This window comes from Hymenobacter daecheongensis DSM 21074 (genome assembly GCF_900141805.1).
In the GTDB taxonomy this organism is placed as follows: Bacteria; Bacteroidota; Bacteroidia; order Cytophagales; family Hymenobacteraceae; genus Hymenobacter; species Hymenobacter daecheongensis.
In genome coordinates, this window is sequence record NZ_FQYN01000009.1 from 168,732 (window position 1) to 181,575 (window position 12,844).

A 12,844-nucleotide genomic window follows, 5' to 3' on the forward strand; every position below is an offset into this window, starting at 1 on the left:
GAGCGTGAAAGAACGGGCGCAAAGATAGCGCAAAACCGCAGCCGTGCCGGTGGGCCAGCGCGGGCGTTTGGTCGGCCCCAAATAAGTATTAGCCCGGTTTAATACTTTGCTGGTCGAAACCAGCGGCCAGCTCCTAAGTGCCTGACTTACTTTTGTTCGGACTGGCAGACTTTCGTATCGGTGAATGTATATATTTACCCCCGCTGTCAATCTTTTTTTTCACTAAAACCACCGCGAGAACATGGGATTTGCCTCTGAGTTCAAAGAATTTGTTGCCAAAGGCAACGTCCTCGATCTGGCCGTGGGTGTCATTATCGGAGGCGCTTTCGGCAAAATCGTGACTTCCCTCACGGAGGACATTCTGCTGCCCATCATCGGCCTGGCCACCGGCGGGCTCGATTTCAAGAACTGGTTCTATGCCCTCGACGGCAACAGCTACGACACGATGGAGAAGGCCAAAGCGGCCGGCGCGGCCACGCTCAACTTCGGCCTGTTTCTGAACGCCGTCATCTATTTCTTCATCATTGCCTTCTGCGTGTTCCTGATCGTCAGATTCGCTAACCGTTTCAAAAAACCGGCGGAAGTGGTGGTAGTAGACCCGGCCCCCACCAAAGACCAGGCGCTGCTGATGGAAATCCGCGACGCGCTGCGCACCCGCTAGTTGCGCCAAGCGTAGTAGTTTAGCCGGCCCGGCCTTCTTTTCGGAGGTCGGGCCGGCTTTATTTTACTCCCTTCCCCATGAAAAAACGCTACGCACTTTCCCTTTGTCTGCGCTTTCTGGTTATACTGCTGCTGGTGCCGCTGGCCGGCCGTGCCCAAACCTCCGAAACCACCGCTGCCGCCCCCGATACCGCTCAGGGCTGGCGGCGCGGCGGCGTGGGCACGCTCAACCTGAGTCAGGTGAGCCTGGTGAACTGGGCTCCGGGCGGCCAAAGCTCGCTCTCGGTGCTGGCCCTCGGCAACGTGTTTGCCCACCACCGCCGCGGCGACAATACCTTCGATACGTCCCTGGATCTGCTCTACGGCACGCTGAAAGCCGGCAAGGCCCGCATGCGCAAAAACGACGATAAGCTCGAATACAACGCCAAGTACGGCCACCAGTTTACCAAGGTGCTCTACTACGCCGCCCAGGTCAACGTCAAAACCCAGCTCACGCCCACCAAAGCCATTGAGAAGCCCGACTCGCTGCTGTCGGCCTTCTTCGCGCCGGCCTTCATTCTGGCCTCCGTCGGCATCGACTACAAGCCCAACGACCAGCTTTCGGTGTTTCTGTCGCCCATCACCGGCAAGTTTACCGTGGTAGCCAACCAGACGCTGGCCGATGCCGGCGCGTTCGGCGTAGAGGCCGCCCGGCGCGGCCCCGATGGCCGCCCCCTTGCGGGCTCGGGCCAGCGGTTTCGGAGCGAGCTGGGGGCGTATCTGAACATAAAGTACCGCAAGCCGCTCTGGGAAAACGTGGTGTTTCAGACCAAGCTCGACCTGTTCAGCAACTACCTGCACAACCCGCAGAACATCGACGTGAACTGGGAAAACCTCATCAGCTTCAAAGTCAACAAGTTCATCAGCAGCAGCATTGCCACCAATCTGGTGTACGACGACGACGTACTGGTGCCCCTCGACCGCAACGGCGACGGCGTGCCCGATGGTCGCGGCCGCCGCATTCAGTTCAAGGAAACCCTGGGTATCGGGCTCACCTACAAGTTTTAGCAATTTGAACTATCTTCGCCGACACCCGGTTTTCCGGCCGACTTCGCCCAGCGGTAGGATTTTTTCCGCCGGCTTTCTCCTCTTCGTTTCTTCTTTCTGTTTTCGCATGAAAAAGCTGATTGCCGTACTGCTGCTGGTCGCTCCCGCGCTGTTTGTGCAGCCCGCCCAGGCCCAGGTGAATGGGCAGCAAGGCAAGGGCCGCAAAGCTGAGCAGGCTCGCTCGCGCAAAGTCTCGGGCGAGGATATGGCCCGCATGCAGCAGCGCATGAGCATGAACCCCGACGAGGCCAAGCGCGACCAGCAAATGGAAGTGCTGGAAGCCCGCGCCGGCGGTGGCACCGCCAACACCAGCTTCGGCCGCTCAGCCGGCCCGGCCCGGCAGCTGGAAAAAGGCAGCGGTGGCTTTTCAGTGCTCAAGTTCAAAGACAAGCGCGGCACGGCGCTGCAGAAGCGCGGCCTCAGTCGCCCCGCCGGCGGCATCGACCCTAAAGGTAAGCCCCTGACCCACAAAAAGAAGAAGCGGTTTCTGCTTTTCTAAAGCTTTCCAGATCCAATAAAAAAAGCCCCGAAGCAGAGCTTCGGGGCTTTTTGCGTCTCTAGCAGTCCGAGGCCACCGTTCGCCCCCGGCTTGCTAAAGAAGCTCTACTGGCAGCGGCATCACCTGGCTGCTGCTTTATCAGGCTATAAGCTCATCCCGGAAGGCATTGGCAGAACATGCGTTTCCAGAGTGATTATCTATCTGCTGATATATTTTTGTTGTATAAATTAAAATTATTCATGACCGAATGCAAAAGTAGTACATAGCGCTTTCCGAACCAATAGCATGATGATGTGAGTTGCCCGACCGGGCCAAAACAGCCGCGTTTAAACGCGAAACGCCCCAACCAGCTGTGGTTGGGGCATTTTGTTAGCAGTTTAATCCGCGTTGCCGTTACAGCGTCCGCTTCACTTCCTTCTCTTCAAAGCCTTCGATGTTGTCACCTTCCTGCAGGTCGTTGAAGCCTTTCACCGAGATACCGCACTCATAGCCCTGGCGTACTTCCGACACGTCGTCTTTGTAGCGCTTCAGGTCCTGAATCTCGCCCGAGTACACCACGATGCCGTTGCGCACCACCCGCACGCGGGTGCGGCGAACGAACGAGCCTTCCGTGACCATACAGCCGGCAATGGTGCCCACCTTGGTGATGTTGAACACCTGCCGCACCTCGGCATTGGCCACCACGATTTCCTGCACCGTTGGGGCCAGCATGCCTTCCATGGCGTCCTTCACCTCGTTGATGGCATTGTAGATAATCGAGTAGAGGCGAATGTCGATCTGCTCCTGCTCGGCCAGCTTGCGGGCACTCTGCGAGGGCCGCACCTGGAAACCAATGATGATGGCATCGGAGGCCGAAGCCAGCAGTACGTCCGATTCGGAGATGGCCCCCACGCCTTTGGCGAGAATATTCACCTTCACTTCCGGCGTGCTCAGCTTCAGCAGCGAGTCGGAGAGAGCTTCTACTGAGCCATCCACGTCGCCTTTCACGATGACGTTCAACTCTTTGAACGAGCCGATAGCCAAACGACGACCAATTTCGTCCAGAGTGATGTGCTTCTTGGTGCGCATGCTCTGCTCACGCGAGAGCTGCTGGCGCTGCGTAGCCAATTCGCGGGCTTCGCGCTCCGTATCCATCACCTGAATCTTGTCGCCAGCCTGGGGTGCGCCGGTCAGACCGAGCACCTGCACCGGCGTGGCCGGACCAGCTTGCTTCATCTTCTTGCCGCGGTGGTCAGTCATGGCCTTCACGCGGCCGTAGTGCGGACCCGCCAGCACGATGTCGCCCACGCTCAGCGTGCCGGTTTGCACTAGCACGGTGGTCACGTAGCCGCGGCCTTTGTCCAGCATGGCTTCGATAACCGTGCCCACAGCCTTGCGGTCGGGGTTGGCTTTCAATTCCAGCAATTCGGCTTCCAGCAATACCTTTTCCAGCAAGTCTTCCACGCCGAGTCCCGACTTGGCCGATACTTCCTGCGACTGGTATTTGCCGCCCCATTCTTCCACCAGGATGTTCATCGCCGACAGCTCCTCGCGGATCTTATCGGAGTTGGCTCCCGGCTTGTCGATCTTGTTCATCGCAATAACGATGGGCACCCCCGCCGCTTGCGCGTGGTTGATGGCTTCCCGTGTCTGCGGCATCACGGAGTCGTCAGCCGCAATTACGATGATGGCAATGTCGGTGACCTTGGCACCGCGGGCCCGCATAGCCGTAAAGGCTTCGTGACCCGGAGTATCCAGGAACGTAACGCGCTTGTTGGAAGCCGTCATCACGTCGTAGGCCCCGATGTGCTGGGTGATACCGCCGGCTTCGCCTTTGGCCACCGTCGCATTGCGGATATAGTCAAGCAAGGAAGTTTTGCCGTGGTCGACGTGACCCATGATGGTCACAATCGGGGCGCGGGAAACCAGATCTTCCTCGTTGTCCTCGATGGCAATGTCGCCGTCTTCTTCCTCCGCCGACAGGAATTCTACGTCGAAGCCGAACTCATCGGCCACCACGGTAATGGCTTCCGCGTCGAGGCGCTGGTTGATGGAAACGAACATGCCCATGTTCAGGCACACCTTAATTACCTCGTTCACCGATACGTCCATCAGCGAGGCCAGGTCGTTGGCCGAGATGAACTCGGTCACTTTGAGGGTCTTGGAGTCCAGCTCGTTCTGAGCGCGCTGGGCTTCGCGGTCCTCCGCGCCACCGGCCCGCTTGTCGCGGCGGTATTTGGCGCGGTTGTTCTGGTTGCCGCCGCGGCCGCCGCTAAGCTTCGCCAGCGTGGCCTTGATCTGCTCCTGAATCTGCTTGTCGTTCTGCTCGGGCGTGTTGGCCGCGCCGGGCGAGCCGGGACCAATGGTAGGCCGCAGCGTGCTTGGCGGCCGCTGGCCCGGACCCGTGCGCGGGCCCTGACCCGGACCACCGGGGCGCTGGCCGGGGCCGCCGGGGCGGTTGCCCTGGTAGCCGCCGCCCGTACCCGGCTGACCGGTGGTAGGCGTAGTGGGCGTAGTGCCGGCCGCACCGGGAATACGCTGACGTTTCTTTTTATCGGGGCCGAGGCCACTCTTGCGCACATCAGAAGAAGCCACCGGCCGGGCCCCGCGGCCACCGCGGCGCGAAGAATCCAGCGGCAGCTCGATTTTGCCGAGTACCGTAAGGCCTTTCAGCTGATCGGCTTTGGCAACGATGGTGCCGGCATCTTCCGTCGGCGCGTCGCCGGTGGAGGCAGCAGGCGTGGACGCATCGGCGGCCGGAGCAGCTTCCGCGGCTGGGGCGGCTGGGGCTACTGGGGCGGCCGGAGCAGCAGGTTTGGCTTCGGCTACGGGAGCCGGAGTGGCTACGGGCTCTGCAACGGGCTGAGGAGCGGGCGCTACCGGAGCCGGGGCCGGAGGCGTTGGCTTGGCTTCGGCTACTGGGGCTGGCTTAGGCGCGGCTTCAGCCGGATTGGCCTCCGCAACGGGAGTAGGAGCCGGGGCGGGAGCAGCCTTGGGCTCGGGGGCCGCAACAGCGGGAGCCGCCGCTACCGGCGCAGCCGGCTTAGGTGCTACCGGCCGGCCTTTGGCATCCAGCTCAATTTTGCCCAATACTTTCAGGCCCGGTACTTTGGGCGCTTCTGTAGCGGGGGCTGGAGCCGGGGCAGCTACCTTGGCCTCCACGACGGCCGGAGCCGCAACCGGCTGGGGAGCCGGGGCAGCTTTAGGCTCTTCGACGACGGGCTTGGGGGCCGGCGCTGGCGTACTGGCTTTGGGAACCACGGGCTCGGGACGGGGAGCGGGGGCCGCCTCCAGCTCCGTCTGGCGCTTGGCCTGCGTGAGCTTGGTGGCTTCCATCTTATCCTGCGCCGAGGAGGCGAACTCCTTTTCCAGCATGCCCACCTGTTCGGCAGTCAGCTTCGTGGTAGGTTTGTTTTCTACCTGATGCCCTTTCTTGGCCAAGGTTTCCACAACCGTAGCCATTCCAATATTCAGGTCTTTGGCTGCCTGTTGGAGCCGTTTAGGTGCTGCTTCCGCCATTCTATGCTCGCGAACGATACTCTTATTCAGATGCAAAGGTACTACATTAAATCTTGCCAGCCGGCGCTAAATCACGCCGGTTTAGCATGATTCAGCGCCTTTGCCGTACCGGCCGCCGCGCATTCATTGCGCGTCGCCGGACTTTGGTGCTTCTTGTTCTGGTTCGGCTTCTCCATCGGCCTCAGCGTCGGTGTCGTCGAATTCGTTGCGGATGATGCGGAACACGTCTTCAACCGTTACGTCTTCCAGCTCCGTGCGCCGCACGATATCTTCCTTGCTCACGGCCAATACGGCGCGGCCGGTGTCCAAGCCAATTTTCTTAAGCTCTTCGAGTACCCAGGGTTCAATCTCGTCCTGGAATTCGTCCAGCGCGATATCCTCGTCGTAGTCGCCGGCTTCGCGGAACACGTCGATTTCCATGCCCACCAGCCGCGAGGCCAGCTTGATGTTGGCGCCGCCGCGGCCAATGGCCAGGCTTACCTGATCGGGCTTGAGGAACACCGACACGCGGCCGGTTTGTTCATTGATGCGCATTGAGCCGATTTTGGCCGGCGACAGCGCCCGCTGAATGTACAGCTCTAGGTTATCGGTGTAGTTGATTACGTCAATGTTCTCGTTTTCCAGCTCCCGCACCACGGCGTGAATCCGGGAACCCTTCATGCCCACGCACGCCCCCACGGGGTCGATGCGGTCGTCGTAGCTTTCTACGGCCACTTTGGCCCGCTCGCCCGGCTCACGCACGATGTTCTTGATGGTGATGAGGCCATCGTAAATCTCGGGCACTTCCAGCTCGAACAACCGCTCCAGAAACGCCGGCGCAGCGCGGGAAAGGATGATTTTGGGGGTGCCATTGATGATTTCGACGCGGTGTACCACGGCCCGCACGGTGTCGCCCTTGCGGTAGCGGTCCTTCGGAATCTGCTCGCCTTTCGGCAGTACCAGCTCGTTTTCCTCTTTGTCCAGAATCAGGGCCTCGCGGCTCCATACCTGGTACACCTCGCCGGTCACGATTTCGCCCACCTGATCCTTGTATTGCTGATACAGGTTGTCGCGCTCCAAGTCTTTCACGCGCTGAATCAGCGTCTGGCGGGCCATGAGCACGGCGCGGCGGCCGAAATCCTCCAATTTCACCTCTTCGGCTACCTGCTCGCCTACTTCAAAGTCGGCCTCGATTTTCTGGGCTTCGGCCAGCGGAATCTTGTCGAAATCCCAGATGTCCTCGGAGTCATCGTCCACGATTTCGCGGTTGCGCCAGATTTCCAGGTCGCCTTTGTCCACGTTAAGGATGACGTCGAAGTTCTCGTCGGTCGTGTACTTTTTCCGGATCATCGTGCGGAACACGTCCTCCAGGATGCTCATCATCGTGGGGCGGTCGATGTTCTTGGATCGGGCGAACTCGGCGAACGATTCGATTAAGACGTTGCTGTTCATAGGGTTGGTTTTTGAGCTTCACGCTTCAAGCCGCAAGCTTCAAGCTGGTGGGAATAACAGGAAGCTAAAAGGCTGGCAGCCGGCAGCTGAGGCTTTAGCTTATTTAAACGAAATGACGACCCGTGCTTCCTTGATGTCGGCGAACGGCACCAGCACGGCGGGCAGCATACTCTTTTTGGTTTTGACTTTCACTTCTTCGGCCAGCTGAATGCCTTCGGCTTCCACGGCTTCCATAATACCGGTTTTCTCGGTGCCATCGGCCAGATTCAGCTTGAGCGTGCGGCCCACGTGGCGGGCGTACTGGCGCGGGTCGCTCAGGGGCTGGTCGGCCCCCGGCGAGGTTACTTCCAGCGTGTAGCTGGCTTCCTCGCCGTAGGCCTCATCGATGCGGTGAGCCAGACGGCGGCTCACTTTCACGCACAGATCAATGCCCAGGCCGTCTTCGCCATCCAGAATAACCGTGACTTTGGGCCGCACGGCCGAGTCGGAAATGGTGAGGTCGATGACGAATACGCTCAGGTCAGTAATACTGTCCTGGAGCATTTCGGCAAGGCGGGCACGGTCGAATTTCATCTACAGTTGAACCGGGTGATAAAAGAAAGAGGGGACGCTACGTCCCCTCTTCACAATCAGATTACTGCGCAAATATACGGCGCGGAATTGCCGAAAGCAAGCCCGCAGCGGGGCGATGGCCGCACTCGCGCACCACGCAGGCTCCGGTGCGCTGAATGAGCAGCCCGCCTACAGCTGCCGCTTCACTTCTACCCAGCCGCGGGCTTTGCGCTCGTCGGCATCCACCAGATAGTAGTAGTACACGCCGTCGGGCAGGTTTTCGCCGCGCCAGTTGTTGTGGTAGTCGGCGGTTTCAAACACCTTGTTGCCCCAGCGGGTGAATACCTGGAGCCGGGCGGGCCGGCAGCTGAAGCGCGGCTGGAACCTGTCATTAATGGAGTCGCCATTGGGCGTGATGATGTTTGGCACGAACACTTCGCCCACCACCACCGGCGCGAACTGCGTGAGCACCTCGCAGCCAGCGTAGCGGGCCGTGAGGCGCACCAGATAGGTGCCGGGCTCGGTGAAGGTGTGCGTGGGGCCGGCTTCATCAGAGGTAGGGGTGCCGTCGCCGAAGCTCCACTGGTAGGTGCCGCCGGGCAGCACGGGCTCGAAGGTGCAGGTGAAGGGGGCGAGGCCCGTGTACTCGGGGGCCGACTGGCATTCGGGCACGTTCAGGCGCACGTTGGCCACCGAGGCTGGGGCCAGCACAATCTGGCGGGGGGCGGAGTTGAGGCAGCCATTCTCGGCTATGGAGTAGCGCAACGTCAGAATAGCACCTTTGTTATTGGTGTTGGGCGGGGTGAAAAGGCCCGCGGCCGATACGCTGGGGCCGCTCCAGGTACCGCCAGCCGGCCGCATGCCGCGCAGTTGGAAGGGCCGCAGCTGGTCGGCGCAGAGCGTGGTGTCGTTGCCGGCCGTCACGTCAGGCAGCTTCTTCACTACCACCGTTTGGGTGGCCGCATTGCAGCTCACCGTATCGTTTAGGGAGTAGCGCAGCGTGAAGGTGCCCACGCCGGCGGTGGCCGGGCTGAACGTGCTGCCCGCCACGCCCGGCCCGCTGAACGTGCCGCCCGGCGGCGAGGCTACCAGTGTGATGGCCGCGCCATCGATGCAGACGGCGGGCAGCGGGGCAAAGGTGGCCGGCGTTTCGGGCAGCACCGTCATGCGTAGCGGGCGGGTGCTGACGCAGGTGCCGGTAGAGGCCACCGAATACGTGAGCACCTGGCGGCCGAGCAGCGCCGGCGAGGGCGTAAACTGGTAGCCGCCGCCCGAAATGACGCTCACGCCGGGGCCGCTCCAGGTGCCGCCGGCCGGCGTGCCGCCCAGCACCACGGGGGCGGCGCTCACGCACACGTAGCGGTTGGGGCCGGGGTCGGCGAGGCGCTGGCCGAAGTCGATTTTGAAGGCCGCGTTGTTGCAGTTCGAGCTTTTGTTGGTGTTGGAATACGTGCCCGCCCCTGGCGGCACCGGGAAGCCCGAGCTGCCGCCACAGCCGCCGCACACGGCCTGGTACACCAGCCCGCGCTTGTCGAAGCGGGAGGTGCCCCCATCGACGTGCTCGCCGCTGCGGCCGCCGTTTTCGCCGAAAAACGTGGCGTATTCCAGCGCCAGCATTCCCGGCGTGAACTGAGCCAAGTAGAAGTCGGAGCCGTCGGAGGTGCGCTGAATGGCGTTGGCCGTGACCGGGAAGCCGGCAATGCTCTGCGGATCGTAGTTCACCGAGCCGCCCCAGCCGCACACGTAGATCCGCTCGCAGTCATCGACCAGAAACGCAGTGGGCGAAATGTGCGGCGCGAGGCCAGTGGGAACAGCCACGCCGAACGTGGTGGAGTAGAGGTTGGCAGAAAGCGTGGGGTTCAGCTTCTGAATAAACTGCCGGGCCCCGCGCACCGCGTACAGCCCCGTGGTGACGGGGTAGGTACCGGCCGTCTGGCCCAGCAGGTACACGTTGTTGCCGGCATCGAGCTGCAGAAAATAGGCCTGATCGGTGGCCGAGGTGCCGATGTAGGAGCTCTGCAGCAGGGCGTTGCCGCTGCTGCTCAGGTGGGCCACGAAGCCATCGGTGCCGCCCTGGGACGTGGGGTGTAAGCTGCCGGCCGTGGTGGGAAAGTTATTGCCCTGAGTGCCGCCGCTCACATACACGCTCCGGGCCGCATCAATCTGGATAGAGTAGGCCGCATCGGCGCTGCTGCTGCCCAGAAACGTGCTCCAGACCAGCGTGCGCAGGTCGGCCGAGAGCTTGCACACCACGGCATCGGTGCCGCCGCGCAGCGTGGTCTGGTAGCCGTTGGGCACGGGAAAGTTGAAGCTGCTGGTAGAAGAAGCCAGGTACACGTTGCCGGCCCCGTCGGTTATCACGTCGCCGCGAAACTGGTCGCCGTAGTTTTGCACCAGGCTGCCGGAATTCACCGAGGCGGGCGTAGCCAGCAGGCCATCGGTGCCGGTGCCGCCCAGATACGTAGAGGCCAGCAGCGCCGAGCCGTTGGATCGCAGCTTGGTAATGACCAAGTCGCTGCCAGCCGGGTAGCTGATGCCTGACAGCGGCTCGAATGACGGTCCGCCGTTGAACGTCACGTCGTAGGCATTGGTCGTGACGGGGTAATTCGAGGAGCTTGTCGAGCCCAGAATCACCAGCTCATCCTGCGAGTTGACCTCCAGACTGTGCGGAGCTTCCGACCCGAAGCCGCCCAGGTAGGTGGCATAGAGGCGGGCCGCCGGGCCGGACACGCTGGTGTTGTACTTCATGATGGCAATATCGACGTTGCCGTTGAAGCTCAGATCGAACGCGCCGGGGCTGGCGGGGTAGCCGGGCTCGAAGGCCACGCCGCCGGAATACATGTTGCCCTGCGCATCGTAGGTGGCCGTGAAGCCCCAGTTGTCGGCCGTAGAGCCGGTGAAGGACGAAAAAATGACCGTGGGGTCAATAATCAGCGGCAGCCGGGGATTGTAGCGGCCCAGGTGGAATGAGACGGTGGTGCCGGTCAGTTCGAAGCGGCAGGCCACGGGCACGCGCCGGGTACCGCGCAGCTGCCAGGCCCGCGGGGCCTGCTCCGTCACGAAGCCCACGGAGGTACTGATAAGCAGGTTGCCATCCTTCAGCACCAGCCTTTCGACCCCTGAGTAGCGCAGTCGGATGCGCTCGGGCCGGGCACCGGGTTCCACTGTAAAGTCGTATTCGAGCTGCTGGGTGGCGTTTTCGTAGAGCCGGGCTCCGATGCCGGGGTAGATATCGGCGTACTGAAGCTGGCGGAAGCCGCGCACGTCGCTGGCCCAGTGCTGCGGGTCTTTGCCCAGAAAATAGTTGCGGTGCTCGGTGGTAGGCTGCTCGGGGCTGAGGGCCGCGCGGGCGTTGCCGCCCTCAAACGTGACGGTATAGGCGTGGGCGGGAATTCGGTCGGAAACCTGCGCGGCGTGCTCATGATGGGCCCGCAGCGCGGCGGGGCTCACGAAGGAATAAGTGAAGCCGGTGGGGGCCACAAACAGCCGGCCGGCGGGCAGCGCCGCCACGTAGTGGGCGCGGGCATCCCACTGACCTTTATTTTCGATGAACTCCAGCGTTTGGGCCGGGGCTACGTGCACGGGGCGGGCGGCCGTGGTGCGCAGGGCGGCCAGCGTGGCGGCCAGAAACAGGCAATAGCGAATCGTAGAAACAAGCATATACTAAGGAGAGAAGTCGAAAGGCAAGATACAACGAAAGCCCGGCGGGTTGCACATAGCCGGGCGCGTTTCAGCCGCGTTCCGGTCGTAAGTTCTACCTTTGCCCGCTTCCTTATGCCCGCTCAACCGGGCCTTGCTGCCGTGCGTCGCTCCTTTGCTTTCAAGTGTACTCTGCTCGTTATCGGGTGGGTGCTGGCCGCCATTGCCTGCACCCAGATTCCTGCCCGCGCGTTCTGGCCCGCGTCGTTCATCACGCTAACGCTGCCCGTGGCGCTGGGGCTGAACGGGGCGGCGGCCGGCTACTGGCTGCTGCGCAACTGGCGCGTGGCTGTGCTGCCGCTGCTGGTGCTGGTACTCACGTGGCCGCACTTTCAGCGCGGGCTGGCGCTGCATCCGCTGCATTGGGCCCCCGCGGCCGGAGCCGCGCCCGGCCAGCGCGTGCGGGTGCTGAGCGCCAACGTGCGCATCTTCAACGTGTATCCGCAGCTGCACGAAAAAGACCCGGAGTCGCCAGACAAGCTGATCCGGTGGGTGGCTTCCCAGCAGGCTGATATTATCTGCCTGCAGGAGTTCTACAATGAGCCCCGCAAGGCTGGCAAGCGCAATGTGCTGAGTTCCGTGGACCGCATCGGGCGGCAGACAGGGCGGCAGGCGTTCGTGTCCAAGTCGCTGACCAACTGGATAGGGGCCGAGTTCGGGATGGCCATTTTCTCGCGCTACCCCATCGTGGGCCGCGGCACCATCACCTTCGACAAGCTCACCCAGAACCACGCCATGTACGCCGACCTGAAACTGCCCGGCGGCGACACGATTCGGGTGTACAACTTCCACCTGCAAAGTATGAGCATGGAGGAGCAGGACATCGTGGACAGCTATTCCAGCAAGGACGGCCTCAAGGCCAAGGGCCTGGGGCTGATGCGCCGTTTCAAGCGCGGCCTGGTGGCCCGCAGCGTGCAGATGGACACGCTCACGCGCCGCTTCGAGCAGTGCCGCTACCCGCTGCTGCTCTGCGCCGACCTGAACGACCTTCCCTACAGCTACAGCTACGACCAACTCGCCGACCGCTTCCAGAATGCCTGGGCCGCCGTGGGCACCGGCATCGGCAGCACCTACAACGGCCGCCTGCCCTTCGTGCGCATCGACAACCAGTTTGTAGGCCCGCAGTGGATTGTGGATGATTTTCGGGTGCACTACGACGTGCCATACTCCGACCATTTCCCCACCACGGCAGTGTACCGGCTCAAATAAGCCGCATGACTGTGCGGGTCTTGCCGCCAGCGGCCCCGCACAGTCATGCGGCTTATACTGGCCAATGAACTTTATATACTGGCTGGAAGAATTTTTGTGCCAACGGAATGCCGGCTTTGACTAAACCGCTCTGCAAAGCCCCTATATAGCCCGGCTGACCGGGGCCGCGTTAGAGTACATAGCTGCTTAACTGACTTTTGTGGGACTCAC

Annotated in this window: 8 protein-coding genes; 4 read left to right on the forward strand and 4 right to left on the reverse strand. The window is 61.9% G+C overall.

The features are described from left to right. The first annotated feature begins 241 nt into the window (after window positions 1-241). The 3 genes from mscL (at window position 242) to BUB62_RS16610 (ending at window position 2,245) form a co-directional block, all read left to right on the forward strand. Window positions 242-661: a large conductance mechanosensitive channel protein MscL gene (gene mscL, locus BUB62_RS16600; protein ID WP_073112028.1), complete on the forward strand. Its 420-nt coding sequence runs from the start codon at window positions 242-244 to the stop codon at window positions 659-661. A 77-nt stretch (window positions 662-738) separates the two neighbouring features. Beyond that, window positions 739-1,707, forward strand: coding sequence for a DUF3078 domain-containing protein (locus tag BUB62_RS16605; RefSeq protein ID WP_073112030.1), 969 nt, complete (start codon window positions 739-741; stop codon window positions 1,705-1,707). A gap of 106 nt (window positions 1,708-1,813) precedes the next feature. Beyond that, window positions 1,814-2,245 (forward strand): hypothetical protein, encoded by a 432-nt coding sequence (locus BUB62_RS16610; protein ID WP_073112032.1) that lies wholly within the window; start codon window positions 1,814-1,816, stop codon window positions 2,243-2,245. Window positions 2,246-2,638: 393 nt separating this feature from the next. On the opposite strand, the gene infB is transcribed toward BUB62_RS16610, so the two are convergent. The 4 genes from infB to BUB62_RS16630 form a co-directional block, all read right to left on the reverse strand. Further along, window positions 2,639-5,743, reverse strand: coding sequence for a translation initiation factor IF-2 (gene infB, locus BUB62_RS16615; RefSeq protein ID WP_073112034.1), 3,105 nt, complete (start codon window positions 5,741-5,743; stop codon window positions 2,639-2,641). 123 nt (window positions 5,744-5,866) lie between these two features. Continuing rightward, the gene (gene nusA / locus BUB62_RS16620; RefSeq protein ID WP_073112036.1) at window positions 5,867-7,174 is read right to left on the reverse strand and encodes a transcription termination factor NusA; all 1,308 of its coding nucleotides are present in this window, start codon (window positions 7,172-7,174) and stop codon (window positions 5,867-5,869) included. A 99-nt stretch (window positions 7,175-7,273) separates the two neighbouring features. Then, window positions 7,274-7,747 (reverse strand): ribosome maturation factor RimP, encoded by a 474-nt coding sequence (locus tag BUB62_RS16625; RefSeq protein WP_200799942.1) that lies wholly within the window; start codon window positions 7,745-7,747, stop codon window positions 7,274-7,276. Window positions 7,748-7,915: 168 nt separating this feature from the next. Next, a complete protein-coding gene (locus BUB62_RS16630) occupies window positions 7,916-11,386 on the reverse strand; it encodes a DUF7948 domain-containing protein (protein WP_073112038.1) in 3,471 nt (1,156 codons plus the stop codon). A 114-nt stretch (window positions 11,387-11,500) separates the two neighbouring features. Here BUB62_RS16630 and BUB62_RS16635 point away from each other — a divergent pair, with 114 nt between their 5' ends. Continuing rightward, a complete protein-coding gene (locus BUB62_RS16635) occupies window positions 11,501-12,634 on the forward strand; it encodes an endonuclease/exonuclease/phosphatase family protein (protein WP_073112040.1) in 1,134 nt (377 codons plus the stop codon). The last annotated feature ends 210 nt before the right edge of the window (window positions 12,635-12,844 follow it).

What these genes read in the sequence shown, in the direction of transcription:
- mscL (WP_073112028.1), top strand. Translation starts at nt 242, where the DNA reads ATGGGATTTGCCTCTGAGTTCAAAGAATTTGTTGCCAAAGGCAACGTC.
- BUB62_RS16605 (WP_073112030.1), top strand. Translation starts at nt 739, where the DNA reads ATGAAAAAACGCTACGCACTTTCCCTTTGTCTGCGCTTTCTGGTTATA.
- BUB62_RS16610 (WP_073112032.1), top strand. Translation starts at nt 1,814, where the DNA reads ATGAAAAAGCTGATTGCCGTACTGCTGCTGGTCGCTCCCGCGCTGTTT.
- infB (WP_073112034.1), bottom strand. Translation starts at nt 5,743, where the DNA reads ATGGCGGAAGCAGCACCTAAACGGCTCCAACAGGCAGCCAAAGACCTG.
- nusA (WP_073112036.1), bottom strand. Translation starts at nt 7,174, where the DNA reads ATGAACAGCAACGTCTTAATCGAATCGTTCGCCGAGTTCGCCCGATCC.
- BUB62_RS16625 (WP_200799942.1), bottom strand. Translation starts at nt 7,747, where the DNA reads ATGAAATTCGACCGTGCCCGCCTTGCCGAAATGCTCCAGGACAGTATT.
- BUB62_RS16630 (WP_073112038.1), bottom strand. Translation starts at nt 11,386, where the DNA reads ATGCTTGTTTCTACGATTCGCTATTGCCTGTTTCTGGCCGCCACGCTG.
- BUB62_RS16635 (WP_073112040.1), top strand. Translation starts at nt 11,501, where the DNA reads ATGCCCGCTCAACCGGGCCTTGCTGCCGTGCGTCGCTCCTTTGCTTTC.